Annotated in this window: 17 protein-coding genes; 3 read left to right on the forward strand and 14 right to left on the reverse strand. The window is 72.2% G+C overall.

The window, feature by feature from the left end; translation table 11 throughout:
* Positions 1–72: 72 nt before the first annotated feature.
* Positions 73–2,787 carry a LuxR C-terminal-related transcriptional regulator gene (locus K1T35_RS36450; RefSeq protein WP_220256271.1) on the forward strand — a complete coding sequence of 905 codons (2,715 nt, stop codon included), beginning with the start codon at positions 73–75 and terminating at the stop codon, positions 2,785–2,787.
* A gap of 55 nt (positions 2,788–2,842) precedes the next feature.
* Here the strand turns inward: K1T35_RS36450 and K1T35_RS36455 are convergent, their stop codons facing one another.
* From K1T35_RS36455 to K1T35_RS36485, 7 genes are all read right to left on the reverse strand, one after another.
* On the reverse strand, positions 2,843–3,436 hold the full coding sequence (locus K1T35_RS36455) for a TIGR03086 family metal-binding protein (RefSeq protein ID WP_220256272.1): 594 nt from the start codon (positions 3,434–3,436) through the stop codon (positions 2,843–2,845).
* Positions 3,437–3,575: 139 nt separating this feature from the next.
* Entirely contained in the window at positions 3,576–3,854 is a 279-nt protein-coding gene (locus K1T35_RS36460; RefSeq protein WP_220256273.1) for a YciI family protein, read from the reverse strand.
* A gap of 19 nt (positions 3,855–3,873) precedes the next feature.
* Complete coding sequence (locus tag K1T35_RS36465) at positions 3,874–4,785, reverse strand: amidohydrolase (RefSeq protein WP_220256274.1); 912 nt, start codon at positions 4,783–4,785, stop codon at positions 3,874–3,876.
* On the reverse strand, positions 4,782–5,801 hold the full coding sequence (locus tag K1T35_RS36470) for a xanthine dehydrogenase family protein molybdopterin-binding subunit (RefSeq protein WP_220256275.1): 1,020 nt from the start codon (positions 5,799–5,801) through the stop codon (positions 4,782–4,784). Before K1T35_RS36470 ends, K1T35_RS36465 begins: the two co-directional genes overlap by 4 nt.
* Entirely contained in the window at positions 5,801–7,180 is a 1,380-nt protein-coding gene (locus K1T35_RS36475; protein ID WP_220256276.1) for a xanthine dehydrogenase family protein molybdopterin-binding subunit, read from the reverse strand. The genes K1T35_RS36470 and K1T35_RS36475 overlap by 1 nt, the downstream gene beginning before the upstream one ends.
* Positions 7,180–7,689, reverse strand: coding sequence for a (2Fe-2S)-binding protein (locus K1T35_RS36480; protein WP_255621118.1), 510 nt, complete (start codon positions 7,687–7,689; stop codon positions 7,180–7,182). The genes K1T35_RS36475 and K1T35_RS36480 overlap by 1 nt, the downstream gene beginning before the upstream one ends.
* Positions 7,690–7,705: 16 nt before the next feature.
* Entirely contained in the window at positions 7,706–8,491 is a 786-nt protein-coding gene (locus K1T35_RS36485; protein ID WP_220256277.1) for a xanthine dehydrogenase family protein subunit M, read from the reverse strand.
* Positions 8,492–8,622: 131 nt separating this feature from the next.
* Here K1T35_RS36485 and K1T35_RS36490 point away from each other — a divergent pair, with 131 nt between their 5' ends.
* Entirely contained in the window at positions 8,623–9,291 is a 669-nt protein-coding gene (locus tag K1T35_RS36490) for a GntR family transcriptional regulator (protein ID WP_220256278.1), read from the forward strand.
* Between the two features lie 81 nt (positions 9,292–9,372).
* Here the strand turns inward: K1T35_RS36490 and K1T35_RS36495 are convergent, their stop codons facing one another.
* Positions 9,373–9,795, reverse strand: a complete 423-nt coding sequence (locus K1T35_RS36495; protein WP_220256279.1) for a DUF6069 family protein — start codon at positions 9,793–9,795, stop codon at positions 9,373–9,375.
* Between the two features lie 147 nt (positions 9,796–9,942).
* On the opposite strand from K1T35_RS36495, the gene K1T35_RS36500 reads away from it, so the two are divergent.
* Positions 9,943–10,359: a YrhA family protein gene (locus tag K1T35_RS36500; protein ID WP_220256280.1), complete on the forward strand. Its 417-nt coding sequence runs from the start codon at positions 9,943–9,945 to the stop codon at positions 10,357–10,359.
* A gap of 132 nt (positions 10,360–10,491) precedes the next feature.
* Here K1T35_RS36500 and K1T35_RS36505 read toward each other — a convergent pair whose 3' ends face one another.
* The 6 genes from K1T35_RS36505 to K1T35_RS36530 are packed head-to-tail and all read right to left on the reverse strand — an operon-like array spanning position 10,492 to position 17,167.
* A complete protein-coding gene (locus tag K1T35_RS36505) occupies positions 10,492–11,538 on the reverse strand; it encodes an LLM class F420-dependent oxidoreductase (RefSeq protein ID WP_220256281.1) in 1,047 nt (348 codons plus the stop codon).
* A complete protein-coding gene (locus K1T35_RS36510) occupies positions 11,535–13,082 on the reverse strand; it encodes an AMP-binding protein (protein WP_220256282.1) in 1,548 nt (515 codons plus the stop codon). Before K1T35_RS36510 ends, K1T35_RS36505 begins: the two co-directional genes overlap by 4 nt.
* Positions 13,079–14,155: an ABC transporter substrate-binding protein gene (locus K1T35_RS36515; RefSeq protein WP_220256283.1), complete on the reverse strand. Its 1,077-nt coding sequence runs from the start codon at positions 14,153–14,155 to the stop codon at positions 13,079–13,081. Before K1T35_RS36515 ends, K1T35_RS36510 begins: the two co-directional genes overlap by 4 nt.
* Before the next feature lie 18 nt (positions 14,156–14,173).
* A complete protein-coding gene (locus tag K1T35_RS36520; RefSeq protein ID WP_220256284.1) occupies positions 14,174–15,010 on the reverse strand; it encodes an ABC transporter permease in 837 nt (278 codons plus the stop codon).
* Complete coding sequence (locus K1T35_RS36525) at positions 15,003–15,806, reverse strand: ABC transporter ATP-binding protein (protein ID WP_220256285.1); 804 nt, start codon at positions 15,804–15,806, stop codon at positions 15,003–15,005. Before K1T35_RS36525 ends, K1T35_RS36520 begins: the two co-directional genes overlap by 8 nt.
* Complete coding sequence (locus K1T35_RS36530; RefSeq protein WP_220256286.1) at positions 15,803–17,167, reverse strand: CoA-binding protein; 1,365 nt, start codon at positions 17,165–17,167, stop codon at positions 15,803–15,805. Before K1T35_RS36530 ends, K1T35_RS36525 begins: the two co-directional genes overlap by 4 nt.
* Positions 17,168–17,181: the final 14 nt, after the last annotated feature.

The raw sequence follows: 17,181 nt of genomic DNA on the forward strand, positions 1-17,181 counted from the left end.
CTTCACACAGGGCGGGCCCTATGTGAAGTTCGCACTGGATGTGTGAAGTGGCCAGAGGCCTAGGGTGACGCGGTGGACACGGACGCCCACGTCGTGGGGCAGGCCGGTGAGGTGGAGCACCTCGAGCGGCTGCTCGGCCGCGCCGCCGGCGGGACCCCAGTCGTCGCCGTCGTCGAGGGCGTCCCCGGGGTCGGGAAGACCACGCTCCTGCGCCGGTTCCGGGCGCGCCGGCCCGACGTGGCGACGGTGGCGGTCGCGGGGCTCGCATGGGAGGCCGACCGCCGCGGCGCGCTGGCCCGGCGACTCGCAGCCGACCCGGCCGCACCGACCGAGCTGAGCGGCGACGAGCCCGGCGCGTGGGGCGAGGCGTTCACCGAGTGCTGGCGGGCCAGGGCACGGGAGGAGTCGCTCCTCGTGCTCGTCGACAACGCCCACCAGGCCGACCCGGCGTCGCTGCAGGCGATCGCCTCTGCGGTCGTCCGCCTGCACGAGGGACGGATCCTGCTCCTGCTCGTCATCTGCACCGGACCCGGTGTCGACGTCCATCCCGACGTGCGGGAGGTGCTCGACGGGCTACCCGCCGAGCGCGTGCGGGTGCCGCCGCTGCGGCCGGACGAGACCCGGCTGCTCGCGGCGCGCGTCGCCGGGATCGATCTTCCCGTTCCGGTCGCCCGCAGGCTCGCCGACCACGCCGACGGGGTGCCTCGTCATCTGCTGGAGATCCTGCGTGACACGCCGCCGATCCGCTGGTCGGACTGGCAGACGCGGCTGCCGGCGCCGACGTCCGTGCAGAACCGGGTACAGGCCGCGCTGGAGGCCTGCTCCGCGCAGGCCCGGCGCCTCGTCGAGGCGGCCGCGGTCCTCGGAACCGACGCGCACCTCGGCGACGCCGCGGCACTCGCCGAGGTCACCGACCCGATCGGCGCGCTCGACGAGGCGGCCGCCGCTGGCCTGCTCGTCCCCGCGGCCGGCCACGGCCTCGACGTGCTGACGTTCCGCGGCCGGCTCGTCCGCGGAGCCGTGCACGCCACCCTCGCGCCGAGGCGCCGCCACGACCTGCACGCCCGTGCGGCGGAGATCGCGGGCGACGAGGTCGACCGGCTTCGGCACCGGGTGGAGGGCAACCCGCTGCCGGACGACGAGCTCGCCGCCCTGCTGCTCGACCTCGCCCGTCGCAAGGCGGAGGAGGGCGCATGGGCGGTCGTCGCGGGCGCGCTGCTGGACGCGAGCCGGATCAGTCGTGATCGTGGCGAGCGTGAGGACCGGCTGATCCAGGCCGTCGACGCCCTCGCCGGCGCCGGCCTGCTCGGCCAGGCCGTGGACGCGCTCCCGGAGCTCGAGGCACTGCCCGCTGGCCCCGACCGGGACGCTGTGCTCGCCTACGTCGCGGTGCAACGCGGGCGCCGCGCCGAGGCCGCCGCCTACCTCGACAGCGCGTGGCGACGGCGCGGCTCCGACCGGCGGGCAGCTGCCGTGGTGTGCCAGCGCCACGTGCTGCACGCCCTCGCCGAGTGGGACGGCGACGACCTGGTCCGGTGGGCCGGTCGCGCACTGGAGCACGCCGCACCGGGCGCACCGGCCGCGGTGGAGACACGCGCTATCGTCGGGCTCGGCCACGCGGCCCGCGGCGACATCGACAAGGCCTTCGACGCCTACCGGATGGCCGTCGCCGAGAGCCCGAGCGGCCTCCAGCACCAGCGCGCCCGGATGGGGCACGGCTGGCTCCTGCTCGCCCAGGACGAGCCGGAGGCCGCCCGCCGCGAACTCGAGCACGCGGTGTCCACGGTGCGGCGCACCGGCTCCAACCGAATCGCGCTCTGGGCGCTGGTGTGGCTCGCCCGCACCCGGTTCGCCCTCGGCGACTGGGACGGCGCGCTCCAGTGCGTCGACCAGGGCGAGATCCTGCTGGCCGCCACCGACCTGGAGCTCCTGCGGCCGCTCGTGCACTGGACCGGTGTCCAGATCCACGCCCTGCGCGGGGAGCCGGACGCCGCAGAGCGCCACCTCGGCCTCGCCGACGCCGGCACCCACGACTACACCGTGATGACCGTCCCGGCCCTGCTGGCCCGCGCGCACGTCGCCGAGGCGCGCTCGGACCACGAGGCCGTGGTCCGCCACCTCGCCCCGCTCGCTGCCCGCAGCCCGCGCGGCGGCCTGGACGAACCCGGGTTCTGGCCGTGGCACGACCTCTACGCGGACGCACTGGTACTCACCGACCGCCTCGCCGACGCCGACGCGTTCCTCACCCCGCTCGAGGACATCGCCCGCACCCGCGGGCACCGCTCCGCCGTCGCACGGCTCGGCCGCGTCCGCGGGCGGCTGCTCGCCGCGCGCGGCGACCTCGCCGGTGCGGAGGAGGCTTTCCGCACGGCCCGCGCGCAGCTCGAAGACCTCCCGCTGCCCTATGACCGCGCACGCGTCGACCTCGCCCACGGCCTCACGCTGCGCCGCGCCGGGCGCCGCCGGGACGCCACGGCCGTGCTCACGCCGGCCCGCCAGGCGTTCGCGGCTCTCGGCGCACAGGTCCACGTCGAGCGCTGCGACCGGGAACTCAAGACCGCCCGCCCCGGTTTCCGGCTGCGCGAGCAGGACGTCGACGCGCTGACCGACCAGGAACGCACGGTCGCCGGGCTCGTGGCCACGGGCCTGACCAACAAAGAGGTCGCCGCGGCGATGATGCTGTCGGTCAAGACCGTGCAGTTCCACCTCACCCGCACCTACGCCAAGCTCGGCCTGCGCTCCCGCGCCGAGCTCGCCGCGCACCTCCCCCGCGCGACGACCGGCTGAGGGCAGCGCCTGGAGATCAGACCATCCGGAGGGGCCGGCTCGAGGGTCTGGCCGGTCACCCTGCGGACGGTCGGCGCCCCAGGTAGGAGGCCAGCCGGGTGTACACGTCGGCATCGTCGGGCACCGGCACGACCGGCCCGAATGGGCCCTGTCCGCTGCGCTCCTCCGGCGGCGCGAACTTCGGGAACGCTTCGAGTGCCTGTGCGGCAAGGTCGGGATCGAGTTCGGCGAGCCGATCAGTGGCGTGCGCCAGATCCCATGAATGGACGGTGAACTCATGCGTGTACGCGTCGAGAGCGACCCGGCCGGGCAGCGTGGCCCACGGCAGCGTGACCATGCGGTCGAGCGTCGAGTCGTCGGCCCACACCCGCTCGACCTCGCCGCGGGCCCGGGTGAATGCGCGGACCCAACCGTCGTCGTCGATGCCGTTGATCACGTCCGGGACATCGCGCGCGTCGACTCCCGCGCCGACGCGGGCGATCTTGTGCAGCACCGCGACCACGTGCCCGAGCAGCGCGCGAACGTCGTAGTCGGCGCAGGGAGTGCGGTTGCTCAGCTCATCGGGGCGAACCGCCGCGATCTGTTGCTCGGTCTGGTCCAGTGACCGAGCGAAGAGCGGACGTGGATCGAGGACCGGCGCTACCGTCATGTCCAGGAACCTACGAGCGCACCCCGACGATCCCGGTTGGCCGGCCACGGCCGGCCCGGGCCGCGATGGGCGGCCAGCCGCGCCGCCCGGCGTGAGGGCCGCGGAGAACCTCGAAGCGCAGCTCAGCCGCCGACGTGGCTCAACCGGCGAGCGAACCGACCGTCACCTTCCACTCCTGCAGGGTGCGGTCCTTCGTGACGCCGTGCTTCGTGTACGGGTCCTGCTCCACGAGCTGCTGTGCGCTCGCCTCGTCCTCGGCCTGCAGGACGATGATGCCGCCGCTCAGGTCCGCCAGGGGGCCTGCGGCCACGACGGCGCCGTCGGCGCTCAGCCGCTCCAGGTGGGCGAGGTGATCAGCGCGGCGCTCGCTGCGCTGCGGCGTGTCGTTGTAGCCGTAGGTGAGAACGAACAGGGGCACGGTTCCTCCTGGGTCAGGTTCAGGCAGACAGGCCGTACACGCGGCGGGCGTTGTCGGCGAAGATCCATTGCTGTTCCTCTGCAGACCTCGAGGACAGGGCGTCGCGCCACGCGTCGACGAGCGGGGGCATCGCGGTCCAGAGCTTCTCGACGGGGAAGTTGCTGCCGAACATCGCCCGCCGCGGGCCGAACAGCGCGAGCACGTGCTCCGCGACGAACCCGATCAGGCCGGGGTCGACGCGATGCACGAACGTGCCCTGCCCGGTCAGCTTGACGACCACGTTGGGCTGCGCGGCGAGCGCTCGCATGCCTCTCGTCCAGCGGGCGACCTCGTCCTCGTCGCCTGCGTCGACGAGCATGCCCGCGTGCACCAGCACGAACGTCGTGTCGGGGCACGCGGCCACGAGCTCGGCGGCGGCCGGCATCTGGTCGGCGAAGACCTGCAGCTCGAAGAGCCAGCCGAGCTCGGCGAGCCGGCCGACGTTCCGCACGAGCACCGGGTCGAGCAGGGCATCGGGCGCGGCCGCGAAGCGGAACTCCTCCCGCGGGTGCCAGTGCAGCTGCAGCCGCGTGCCCCGGACCAGCGGGGAGACGGCCGCCTGTGCACGCAGCACCGACATCGCGTCCGGGCTGAACAGGTCCGCCGACCCGACCACGGCAGACGGCCACCCCGACTCGCGGTGGACCTCGGCGAGCCACCGCACCTCGTCCACGGCGCGGTCCATCGGCCAGTTGGTCTGCACGTACACCGACTCGACGATTCCGACGCTCTTCGCGTCCTGCACGTACTCGTCGATGAGGTAGTCGCGTCGGATGGGTTCGTGCGGGCCGAAGATCCGGGGCACGTTCCCCTCGGCGAGCCATGGCAGGTCGCGCGGTCGCCAGACGTGGTGGTGGCAGTCCACGACGGGGCCTGCGTAGCGCCCAGTCATCGGCCCGCGCCCCGATGTGCGAGCTCGTCCAGGCCGCGCAGGACCCGCTCGGGGGTGAACGGCATCGTGGTCAACCGGACGCCCACGGCGTCGAAGATGGCGTTGGCGATGGCCGGGATCGGGGCGTTCGCGGTCATCTCACCGATGCCCTTGGCACCGAAGGGGCCGTTGTCCGCCGGTCGCTCCAGCACCACGCTCGTCTGCGCCGGGGTGTCCGCTGGCCCCGGCATCAGGTACTGGCTGTAGTCGATCGGCCCGTGCTCGCGGGAGTGCGGGTAGTACGGCTCGGTCGACTCGAACAGCGCGTGCGAGACGCCCATCCAGGCCCCGCCCTCCACCTGCTGGTTCACCAGCGCCGGGTTGAGCGCGCGGCCGATCTCGTAGGTGTTGTGCAGGCTCAGCACCTCGACGACGCCGGTCTCGTCGTCGACCTCCACGTCGGCCACGGTGCACGCGTGCGCCTGGCAGGAGTCGGGATCCATCGCTCCGGTCTCGGGGTCCGGGAAGCTGCGTTCCTTGAGGAACATCCCGCGACCGGAGATGCTCCTCCCCTGCGTGAAGTGCGCCGCGCCCGCGACGTCGCTGATGTGGATGCGCTTCGACGGCGCTCCCCTGACCGCGACGTGGCCGGTGCCGTCGGTCTCGAGGTCGGCCGCGTCCACCTCCATCATGTCGGCGGCGACCTGCAGCATCACCTCCCGCGCCTCGCGGGCCGCCATGATCACCGCGTTGCCCACGCGGTGGGTGCCGCGGCTGGCGAAGGTCCCCATGCAGTGCGGCCCGGTGTCGGTGTCCGCGGTGTCGACGATCACCGACTCGAACGGGATGCCGAGGATCTCGGCCGCGCACTGGGCCACCACGGTCCGCAGACCCTGCCCGAGATCCACCGACGAGAGCGTGACGACGAACGCCCCCGTCGTGGTGGCGTGCACCAGTGCCTGGGACGGGTCGCCACCCAGGTTCATCCCGGTCGGGTAGTTGACCGCGGCGTAGCCCCGGCCGCGACGGAGTGCCATCAGTCCTCCCTGGGTGTGGTCGACGTCAACCGGCGGTACTCCGCTGCCAGCTCGTGACCGACGAGGTCGGCGGCCCGCTGGATGACCTCGATGAGACCGGTACCCGACGCGACCTTGCGGTGGGCCTTGACGTCGCCGTCGCGGTAGGCGTTCTTCAGCCGCAGCTCCAGCGGGTCCATGCCGAGCTCGCGCGCGATCCGGTCCATCTGCGACTCCAGCGCGAAGTCCCCGATCGTGACGCCGAACCCGCGCATCGCGCTGGACGGCGTCCGGTTGGTGTACACGCAGTGGGCGTCGATGTGGACGTTGGGGATCGTGTAGGGCCCCGGGAAGTGGGCGGCGGCCTTGGTGGTGCCGTAGGGGCTGTGCCGGGAGTACGCACCCGCGTCGACGTACAGGACGATCTTGCGGGCGATGATGCTGCCGTCGTCCAGCACCCCGTCGGTGATGACGATCCGCTCCGCGGCGCGGGGCGAGGAGACCTGCATCTCCTCCTCGCGGCTGTAGCTGTACTGGACCGGCCGGTTGGCGACCGACGCGGCGATGCAGGCCAGCGGCTCGACCATCACGTCGACCTTCCCTCCGAACCCGCCGCCGACGGTGCCGCCGACGACCTGCAGGTCGGCGAACGGGCGATCGATGATCAGCGCGGTGTTGTCGAGGGTGAAGAAGGCCGCCTGCGTGTTGCTGTGGATGCGCAGCCTCCCGTCGCCCTGCGGGACGACGATGCAGCCCGTCGTCTCCGTGGGGGCGTGCTCGATCGGGGCGGAGCCGTACGTCCAGGAGAAGACGTGGTCGGCGGCGGCGAACCCGGCCTCGACGTCGCCGAACCGGACCCGGCGGGAGTGGTGGCCTTCGTAGACGAAGTAGTTGGTGCCCGACTGCTTGATCACCGGGGCGCCGGGGGCGAGCGCTTCCTCCACGTCGAGCACGGCGGGGAGGTCGGTGTAGTCGACGACCACCCGGCCAGCTGCATCCCATGCGGCCTCCTCGGTCTCGGCGACGACGGCGACGATCGGCTCTCCCCGGTAGAGCACCCGGTCCTCGGCCAGCACCGGCTCGTCGTTCGGCTCGATCCCGATCAGCCGCAGCACGGTGTACCAGTTGTTCGGCACGTCCTCGTGGGTGAGGACGGCGACGACCCCCGGCACCTGCCGGGCCGCGGTGACGTCCACCCGGTCGATCCGGGCGTGGTGGCGGGTGGACCGGTGCACCTTGAGGTGGAGCAGCCCACGCGGCGCGGTGTCCTCGAAGAACTGCGTGCGCCCGGTGACGTGACCGTGCGCGTCCGCGCGCTGGACGGTGGAGCCGATGACGCTGAAGGAGCCGCGTCGCTCGTGCGGGAAGTAGTCGTGGTCGATCGGGTTGACGCGGACCATCAGCTGCCGACCTCCGCGCTGGGTTGCGTCGCTACTTCGCGGGTGCGGTCGGCGGCATCCAGGACGGCGGCCACGATCGGCTCGTAGCCGGTGCAGCGACAGACGTTGCCCGAGAGCCCCTCGCAGACCTCGTCGCGCGTGGGCGTCGGGGTGCGGCGCAGGAGCGCGCACGAGGACATCAGCATGCCGGGGGTGCAGAAGCCGCACTGCTGGGCGAAGTTGTCGAGGAACGCCTGCTGCAACGGGCTGAGCCCGCCGTCGGCGCCGGCGAGGCCCTCGACGGTGGTGACCTCGGCGCCGTCCACCGTCACGACGGGGACGAGGCACGACACGACGGGTTCGCCGTCGAGGAGCACGGTGCAGGTGCCGCAGGCGCCTTGCGAACATCCGCGCTTGGTGCCGGTCAGGCCGAGGTTCTCCCGCAGGGCACGGAGCAGCGTGGTGGACGGACGGGCGATCAGCTCCCGTGGCGAGCCGTTGACCGTGAGGGTGACGATCTGGGATGGCACCACACGCTCCTCTCGATCAGTGGCCGAGCAGCGCCCGGCGCAGGTGGACGGGGAAGACGCGACGGCGGTACCAGGCAGAGGCGTAGGCGTCGTCGAAGGGCTCGATCAGCGGGTCCGCCTCGGCGGCGGCGGCGCGCACGCTCGCCTCGTCGAGTGGGCGGCCGACGAGCGCCCGTTCGGCCGGCTCGCACCTCAGCGGCCGCGGCGCGAGCCCGCCGAGCGCGATGCGCACGTCACGCACCACGCCGTCAGCCATGGTGAGCGCTGCCGCGACGGTGACGATGCTGGCGGAGTTGAACCGCCGCCGGCCGGCCTTGTGGTAGCGGAAGGCCACCGGGATGTCGAACCGGACGCCCGTGACCAGCTCGTTCTCCGCCACGCCGATCGGGAGCATGCGTTCGAGGGGCAGGGTGCGCGGCCCCGCGGCTCCCTGGATCTCGACGACGGCGTCGAGAGCGAGCAGGGCCACCGCCAGATCCCCGTAGGGCTGGCGAACAAAGAGGTTTCCGGCCACCGTGGCCAGGCTCCGCACCGGGCGGGCCGCGATGGAGCGCACGCACGGGTGCAGGACGGCGAGGCGCGCGTCGTCCTCGATCCGCGCGAACGTGGTCGTGGCTCCGATGCTCACCGCACCGTCGCTCACCGCGATCCCGTCGAGGCCGGCGCGACGCAGGCTGACCAGGCGCGTCGGCGGTGTGGCGCGGTCGTTCAGCCGGGGCATCAGGTACGTGCCGCCGGCGAGGGGACGTGCCCCGTCCGCCAGTGCGGCCTGCGCCGCGCCGAGGCTCTCCGGTACCAACATCGCGGTCAGCATCTCGTCGAGCCCCCAGCATCGTCGCTGATTATCGATATCGATAATGAGCCTAGGAGCGTCGCCCTCCCCCGGTCAAGGAGTGCCGGGCGGGGTACGGCGAGGACGGGGAGGATTGCCGCATGACGGACCACGAGAGGCGGCCCGCCGCTCCACGGGTGTCCCGCCCGACGTTCAGCAGCCTGATCCGGGACGGGCTGCTCGAGCGCATCACGTCCGGCGAATACGCGGCCGGCGAACGGCTGGTGGAGACGAGGATCGCGACCGAGTTCGGGACGAGCCAGGCGCCCGTTCGCGAGGCATTGCGCGACCTCGAGGCTCTCGGGCTCATCGAGAGCCGCCCGAGGATGGGCAGCACCGTGGTCCCGTTCGCCGAGCAGACCCTCCGCGAGGCCTACGTGGTCCGGGCCGCTCTGGAGGAGGCGGCCACCCGGCTGTGCATGCTGCGCGGCGCCGTCCCCCGCTCCGTGATGGAGAAGGCCGTCGCGGAGATGCGCCGGAGCGCGGAGACCGGAGACGTCGCGCTCATGGGCACCTCGAGCAGCACCTTCCACCGGCTGGTCGTCGAAGCGAGCGAGAACCGCCTGCTCATCCGGGCCTGGGAGGCGCTGCAGATCGAGGCCCGGACGTCCATCGCCCTGATGGTTCTCGAACCCGATCTCGCCACTGTGGCCGAAGACCACCAGCAGCTGCTGCAGGACATGGTCGACGGCGACGTCGAACGCGCTTGCCGGCACGCCCGCGAGCACCAGCTGGCCTACGCGCAGCTCCCCCACCGCCCCAACCGGTAGCCCGTCCCACCGAGCAGCTGATCGCGGCGCTGCGGCCCACGTCGCCGATCTCCTCCGTGCTGGGGTGCACCCGCAGCGGGGTCAGGCGCGCAGCCGGCGAGCCACTGCCGGGATCACGATCGCGGCGGCCACCAGGTGCGTCACCATCAGGAGGACCTTGGTGCTGGTGGCGGCGTCGGCGAGCACGTCCGGCACCAGGGAGAGCACGGTGAGGGCCACGGTCGTGCGGATCCACGTGGTGCGCGGGCGCCGGGCGAACCGGCGCAGGCCCACGGCGATGAGCAGGCCGATGACCGAGAAGATGACGGTGAGGGTCGCGAACCCGGACACCGGGATCGCCTGGCCTGCGACGTCGAGGCTGAACCCGACCGCCTGACCGGCGGCGGCGACGGCCGCGGTGGCGACCGCGGCGAGGACGGTGGCGCCGGCCCCGTCGCGCAGGAGCGCTCCGACCGTGGGGACGGACGAGGTGGTGGCGGTGGGGGCGGTGACGGTGGCGGACATGGTGACCTCCGGTGGCGGGGCGACCGGCTCCGTGCCGGTCTCTCACGGGATAAGACCGGCGACCCGGCTGGAACTAATCGGAACCTGACGGGACTCGAGTCGGCCCGCCACGGTGGCCGGCCGAGAGGTGGTCGTAGTGTCGTATGCGTGCCGCCGATCGATGAGCCGGTGCAGCCCGGCGCCGACGAGGCCGCGATCGCGGCGGTCGGGGAGCGGTTGCGGTCGCTGTTCGGGGCGACGCTGCCGGACGCGTACGCCGACCTGCTGCGCCGCGAGGACGGTGTCGACGTGGACGGGCTGGTCCTCTACGGCAGCTGGCAAAGCCCGGACGACCGCGGACCGGGCGGGTTCTGGCAGGGTCTCGTCGCGGCCAACACGCTGTGGCGCGAGGTGCCGGGTCGGGAGGACTACCTCGTGTTGGGCGACAGCGACCTGTACCTGCTGACCGTCGACCTCGACGGCCACGCGCCCGTGCTGCGGGACAGGGTGACCGCCGAGCCGGTCGAGAGCTTCCCCGACGTCGCGACGGCGATCGAGCTCTTGCTCGCGGCCCGGCGCCGCTAGATCCATGATCGGCGACAGCCGGGCAGCGCCCGCCAAGCATTCGATTCCGCTCGGTGTCGTCGCTGACCTGGAACACGACCAGCTCGCCGGCGGGACGCTCCGGCGCAGGTTGACCGGGCGATCCGATCGCGGTCACAGGTCAGCTGTGAGCGTGGCAAGTGGCTCGAGGTGGGGCAGCAACTCGTCGACGCCGCGGGAGGCGTCGAGGCCGATCAGGAGGCGATCGACCCCGGACTCGGCAAAGACCGCGAGCCGGTCCCGGATGCGTTCGAGCGGTCCGACCAACGCCAGTTCGTCGACGAGTGCATCGGGCACTGCGGCTGCAGCGCCGGCCTTGTCGCCCGCGAGGTATCGGTCCTGGATGGCATCCGCTTCCTCGTCGAAGCCCAGTCGGCGGACCGCCTGGTTGTAGAAGTTGCGTTCCCGCGGACCCATCCCGCCGATGTAGAGCGCGAGGTTGGGGCGGATGCGGTCGCGGCAGGCGGCGAGGTCATTGCCGACGGCGAGCCGCACGGTGGTGGTGATCTCGAGCGGGCGCAGCCGCGGGTCTCGCTTCGCGGTCCCTCGGCGCAGGGGTTCGGCGTAGAGGTCCCGCTGGGGTGGGTGGAGGAAGGGCATCCAGCCGTCGGCGATCTCGGCGCACAGTTCCACGTTGCGCGCTCCCAGCGCGGCGAGGTGGATCGGGATCTGGTCGCGGATCGGGTGGAGGATCGACCGGAGCGGTTTGCCTGCCCCGACCGCACCGTCGCGCAGTGGCAGTTGGTAGAAGTCGCCGTCGTAGGTGACCGGCTCGTCTCGCCGGATGGCCCGCCGCACGATGTCGACGAATTCCCGGGTACGTCCCAACGGATCCCGGAACGACACGCCGTGCCAGCCCTCGACGACCTGTGGCCCCGAGACACCCAGGCCGAGGTGGCAGCGCCCGCCGGACAGGGCATCGATCGTCATCGCCGCCATCGCGGTCGCGGCCGGGGTGCGCGCGGGTATCTGGAGGATGGCGCTGCCCAGCGCGACGCGGCGCGTGATCGCGGCCAGGTAGCCGAGTACGGCGACGGCGTCCGAGCCGTACGACTCGGCAACCCACACGGAGTCGAGGTGGAGCCGATCGGCCTCGTTCACGAGCGGCGTGATGTCCGCGAGGCGGGTGCCGGCGTACCCGAGGTTCAGTCCGAGTTTCACGGCGCCTGCTCTTCTCGACCGCGGTCGGCGATGGCCCGGGCCGCCGCGAGATCCACTTTCCCGGAGTCGAGGCGTGGGATGCCGGCCACGACGACCATGCGTCCGGGCACCTTGTAGCCCGCGAGCCGGCTGCGGGCGAACCGGCGGACCGTCTCCTCGTCGAAGGTGGGTCCGGCCGGCTTCACCACGGCGACGACCCGTTGCCCGAACGTCTCGTCCGGCACGCCGACGACGACGCAGTCGGTGACCTCTGGGTGGCGCGCCAGCACGGTCTCGACCTCGTCGGGATGGACCTTCTCGCCGCCCGTGTTGATCACGCGGTCGAGCCGCCCGTGCAGCAGGAACGTGCCGTCGGGCTCGAGGCCGGCGGCGTCGTCGAGGACGGCCATCCGCCTCCCGTCGACGACGGCGAAGCGGTTGTCCGGTCGATCGTCGAGGTAGCCCAGCGAGACCGGGCCGACCCTGGCCAGGCGTCCGAGCCGGCCGGGTTCGGCCGCGCTGAGGTCGTCCTCGACGACCATCGTTCCGCTGGTCGGGACGAATCGTGGCGCGAGGCTGCCCGGGCACGACGCGTGCTGCGTGGCACGTCCGAGGGTGCCGGTCTCCGACGACCCGATGCCCTCGACGATCTCGAGTTCGGGCATGTGCTGCCACAGGGCACGTTTGGTGGCGTCGAGGGTCGGGGCGCCGCCGGTGATCAGTTGCCGCAGCCGCGCGGGTGCCGGGGCGCCGCCGTCGAGCGCCTCGACGAGCCTGCCGGCGAAGGCCTGACCGCTGACGTTCATGGCGTCGCACCGCTCCCGTTCGGCCAGTGCGAGCAGGTGCTCGGGATCGAGCGGCCTGCGGTCGGCGAGAACCGCGGTTCCACCGCCGAGCAGCACCGCGAGCGTGACCCACTGGCCGAAGGCGTGATCCATCGGGGCGGCCACGAGGGTTCGCTCCCCGCCGCTCGCCGAGCGTCGCACCAGCACGTCGGGGTCGGGGCTGACGTCGGGGTGGCTGCGCGGATACATCGCGGCGAGGACGATGTCGCGAAGCGTCCAGGCCACCAGGCGGGGCGCCCCGGTCGTCCCGCCGGTGAGCAGCGCGTACTCGACGCGCGTCGCGGGCACCGGACGGTCCCGTATGGGTGCGACGACGGTGACGCCGGCCGCCGCGTGCCCGGCGAGTCCGCGGCCGTCGCCGACGATCTCGTCGAACTCCTCGAGCCGGTCCTGCTCCGTGACGAGTGCGGCGAGGTCATGGCTCCGGACCAGGCCGGCCACCTCGCAGGCCCGGTAGCGCCGGTTGATGTTGACAGGGGTCGCGTCGCGGGACCAGGCCGCCAGGAGGAGCGCGACGGTGTCGATGCGGTTGCCGAGCTGCAGCCCGAACCGCGCCCCCGTCCCGATCCCGAGCTCGGCGAGCCATCCGTCGGCCCGCCGGACCCGGGTCTGCAGACCGGCCCGGTCGACGCGGCCGTGGTCGTCCACGACTGCGTCGGCGTGGGGGCGAAGTGTTGCCAGCCGGGCGATGACACCCGTCGGGTTCAGCGGTTCGGTCACGGCGCGGTGTTCTTCGCGGCGTCGACCACCGCCGCCTCGTCGAACTTGTTGAACTCGGGTACGAGCGCGTCGGTCCAGACGCGGTTGGCCGGCAGCACCGCGGCGAGGAAGCCGCCTTCGACGAGCACCTGCTGCAGCCCGTCGATCTCGTCCGGCGACGCGGAGCCCCAGCCACCCGCGGGCTCCGTCAGAACTTCCAGACGGGAGTCGAGGGCGGCCCGACCGACGGCCCTGGCCGCGGTGTCCTCCATGCCCGCCGGCTTGGTGTCGGGATAGACCTTCCAGTGCGAGGTGACGGCGGCGTCCGGGTTCGTCTGCGTGAAGACGGTGGACTTGGCGACGGCGCGGCCGAAGCGCGCGAACGCATCTGGGCTGGTCTCGAGGGACTGCCGGGAGGCGACGAAGACGCCCTGGAACCCGAGCTCGTCGAACCACGGCGTCGACACCGGTCGCAGCGGCATGCCATGGCCTTCGATCGAGGCGAACACCGAATCCCACAGGCCGACCACATCGATGTCGCCCTTGCGGGCCAGCTCCGCCACATCGGGCCCCGAGCCGACGGGAAGGAACTCGATCGTGCCGGGATCGCCGCCCTCGCGCCCGACCAGGGACTTGATCTGCGGAATGCTGCCCGCGCCTGGGCTCACCACCCCGACGGTCTTGCCCTGCATGTCGCTGACGGACCGGATGGGCGAGTCCTCGGGGACGTGCGGAACGGCGAAGTTGCGCGTGATGTGGTTGTAGAAGACCTGGACGTCCGATCCGGTCTCGATGGCCTTGAGCACCGAGGGCGACAGGATCAGGGCCACGTCGAGCTGCCCGGCGAGCACGGCGTCGACGGCCTCGGCGCTGCCCGGGAGGTTGACCATCTCGACCTCGAGCCCCTCCTCGGCGAAGAAGCCGCGGTCCACGGGCACGGACGTGTACGGGGCGAAGCTCATCTGCATCGTCGGCCCGACCACCCCGACCGTGAGCGACGACGCCGAGTCGTCACCGCTCCCGCATCCGGTGGCGACCAGTCCGAGGGTCGCGAGCACGAGGACGAGCTTTCGCAAGACGGTTGGGCTTCTCATTCGGCCGCTCCTTTGCGATCACATTGATGTCGGGGTGGTCACCTCGGCGGCCCACGCCGTGGTCGAGCGCTCGATCGCTCGCATCAGGAAGTGCAGCGTGAGACCCACGATGGCGAGAACCAGCAGCGCGGCGAAGACACCGGGCACGTTGAACGCCGCCTTCTGCTGCAGCAGGAACACGCCGAGCCCGTTGCGCGTGCCGACGAACTCCGCGACCACCGAACCGACGAGGGCGAAGACAAGACCGACGTCGAGCCCGGCGAAGACGAACGGCATGGCCGCCGGGATACGCAGATATCGCAGGAGCTCGAGAGGCGTCGCGCCCAGCGACAGGAAGAGCTCGTATCGAACACGATCCCGGATGCGGAAACCCTGCAGGCAGTTGACGAAGATCGGAAAGAAGGCCAGGAACGCCACTACCGCGATCTTGGAAGTGTTCCCGAACCCGAGCCAGAGAATCACCAAAGGCGCGACGGCGATCTTCGGCAGGCTCTGGAAGCCGACGATGTACGGCGTCAGGATCCGTTCCAGTCGGGGCAGCGCGACGAGCACAGCGGCAAGAAGGACCGCGGCCACGGTGGCCACGAGGAAGCCGCCGAGCGTTGCGACGATGGTGGACCAGAGGTGCGGCCACAGGGCGCCGTCGCTCACGGCGTCCGCGAGGGCAACGGCGACGCTGGCCGGGTCCGGCACGACGCGGGTCGACATGGCCTCCGGGCGCGGACCCCACTGCAGATAGGACAGGACGACCACGCCGATGGCCGTGGTCCAGGCGAGATCCGGAGTCCTGCGACGGCGTCGTGCGGATGCGGCGACGGCCTTGGTGGTGGTAGCAGGGGCGGCCGTGTCAGTCATGGGTCTCCTCCTGGACGGACTGGCCCGCGAGGATCCGTCGGATGGCCCCCACCTCGGCGCGGAACGGGACAGATTCCCGGTCCCGGGGCCGCGGCAGGCCGATGTCCCGGATGTCGACGAGACGCCCGGGTCGGGACGCCATGACCACGATCCGGTCGGACAGGTAGACGGCCTCGTCGATGTCGTGGGTGACGAACAGGACGGTCTTGCCCATCTCGAGGTGCAGTTGCGCGAGATCGTCGTTGAGGGCCTCGCGGGTGAACGCGTCCAGCGCGCCGAAGGGTTCGTCCATGAACAGGACGTCCGGGTCGTGGACCAGGGCCCGGGCAATCGCGGCGCGCTGCTGCATGCCGCCGGACAGCTGAGCAGGCAGCCGGTCGGCCGCCTCGGTGAGGTGCACCCGGTCGAGCAGTTCGGCGATCCGTCGCCGGGCCGCATCGAGATCCAGGCCGAGGATCTGCGCGGGCAGGAGGAGGTTCTTCTCGACGGTCCGCCACTCGAGCAGTGCCGGCTGCTGGAAGACGATCCCGTACGTGCCCGGCGAGATCGGTCGGCCGGTGTCGCGGTAGGTGATGGCTCCGGCCGAGGGTCCGAGCAGCCCGGCGCACATCCGCAGGAGGGTTGTCTTCCCGCAGCCGCTCGGTCCGACCAGAGCGACGAACTCTCCCTCGCGCACGGAGAACGAGGCGGGCTCCAGGGCGACGACCGGCCCTCGCTCACCGGGGAACTGCTTGGTGACGCGGTCGACGGACAGCAGGGCGTGATCCACCTCGGCGAGGTGCTGGATCGCGGTCATGATGCGACTTCCTCCGCTTCAGTGGCCCTGTTTTCCGGGACTCCGGTGCCGGACGCGAGTGCGGTGGCGAGGGCGCGGACCGCCCGCCCGGGGTCGTCATAGGTCGGGATCGCCACCCGGTTCAGGGCGGCCCGGGGTCGTCCGGACCCGCCGACCCACGCGACGGCCATGGCGAGCTCGCTCGCATGGCGGAATCGGGCCAGCGCGTCGACGAGTTCGTCCTCCCCGTCGGTGACGTTGCCCAGCATCACCATCACCGCGTCGAACGAGCGGGCCTGCGACAAGACGTCCAGGACCCGGCCGAGCAGGCGAGGATCGGCCACGGCGGCACCGGTGATGTCGACCGGGTTGCCGACACTCCCGAACGCCGGGACGACGCCCGCGAGACGTCCGCGGGTGGTCGGGTCGAGCGGCGGCACGTCGAGGCCTGCGCGTACGGCCTCGTCGGCGGTGACCGCGCCGGCACCGCCGGAGATCGTCACGATGGCGACGCGGCCCCCCGCCGGTCGCCGCGCCGCCAGTGCCGTAGCCGTGTCCAGCAGGCTCTGCATCCCGCTCACGGCGTGGGCGCCGCTGCGCTCCACGATCTCCGCCAGTTCCCCGGCGATCGGTGGGAGGCCGGTGTGTGCGCTCGCGGCTCGGCTGCCGGGCGGGGTCAGCCCACCCGGCAGGAGGACGACCGCCGTGCCGGTCTCCCGGGCGGCGGACAGGGCCGCCGCGAGGGCGATCGGGTCGCGCGCACCCTCGACGTAGCCGGCGATCACCGAGACGTCGGGGTCCATGGCAAGCGCGCCCACCACCTCCGCCGTGGAGAGATCCGCCTCGTTGCCGGTGCTGAACATGGAATGGACACCGATGCCGCCTCGCTGTGCGGCGCTGAACAGGAAGCTGGCCACGGCCCCGGACTGGGACACCAAGGCGATGCGCCCAGGCACGAGGTCGATCTCGTCGAGCGCTGAGGTGAAGGTCAGCGGAATCCGACGTGCGACCGAAACAGCGCCGAGACAGTTCGGTCCGAGCACCCGGATCCCGGTGGCCACCGAGATGTCGACGAGCCGCCGTTGCAGGGCCGGCCCGTCGCCGCCCACCTCGGCCCACCCCGACGACAGCACGATGGCCGCCGTGCACCCCAGGTCCGCGAGCTCCTCGATCGCCTGCACGGTCTGGCCCGCCGGGAGGCCGATCACCGCGACATCCACCGGACCGTCGATCGCGTCGATACGAGGGACGGCTCGATTCCCCTGCACCGTCGAGGCATGGGGATTGACGGGGATGATCCCCCGGAACCCGTACCGGCCCAGATAGGACACGGGGCGCCCCGAGATCTTCCTGGGATCCGTGGAGGCCCCCACGACCGCCACCCGTCGAGGCTGCA

Source organism: Pseudonocardia sp. DSM 110487 (assembly GCF_019468565.1).
Classification (GTDB): Bacteria; Actinomycetota; Actinomycetes; order Mycobacteriales; family Pseudonocardiaceae; genus Pseudonocardia.

Bases quoted from the DNA above. Each gene is read 5' to 3' on its own strand.
- K1T35_RS36455 (WP_220256272.1), bottom strand. From the start codon at position 3,436: ATGACGGTAGCGCCGGTCCTCGATCCACGTCCGCTCTTCGCTCGGTCA.
- K1T35_RS36465 (WP_220256274.1), bottom strand. From the start codon at position 4,785: ATGACTGGGCGCTACGCAGGCCCCGTCGTGGACTGCCACCACCACGTC.
- K1T35_RS36470 (WP_220256275.1), bottom strand. From the start codon at position 5,801: ATGGCACTCCGTCGCGGCCGGGGCTACGCCGCGGTCAACTACCCGACC.
- K1T35_RS36475 (WP_220256276.1), bottom strand. From the start codon at position 7,180: ATGGTCCGCGTCAACCCGATCGACCACGACTACTTCCCGCACGAGCGA.
- K1T35_RS36485 (WP_220256277.1), bottom strand. From the start codon at position 8,491: ATGTTGGTACCGGAGAGCCTCGGCGCGGCGCAGGCCGCACTGGCGGAC.
- K1T35_RS36490 (WP_220256278.1), top strand. From the start codon at position 8,623: ATGACGGACCACGAGAGGCGGCCCGCCGCTCCACGGGTGTCCCGCCCG.
- K1T35_RS36495 (WP_220256279.1), bottom strand. From the start codon at position 9,795: ATGTCCGCCACCGTCACCGCCCCCACCGCCACCACCTCGTCCGTCCCC.
- K1T35_RS36515 (WP_220256283.1), bottom strand. From the start codon at position 14,155: ATGAGAAGCCCAACCGTCTTGCGAAAGCTCGTCCTCGTGCTCGCGACC.
- K1T35_RS36520 (WP_220256284.1), bottom strand. From the start codon at position 15,010: ATGACTGACACGGCCGCCCCTGCTACCACCACCAAGGCCGTCGCCGCA.
- K1T35_RS36525 (WP_220256285.1), bottom strand. From the start codon at position 15,806: ATGACCGCGATCCAGCACCTCGCCGAGGTGGATCACGCCCTGCTGTCC.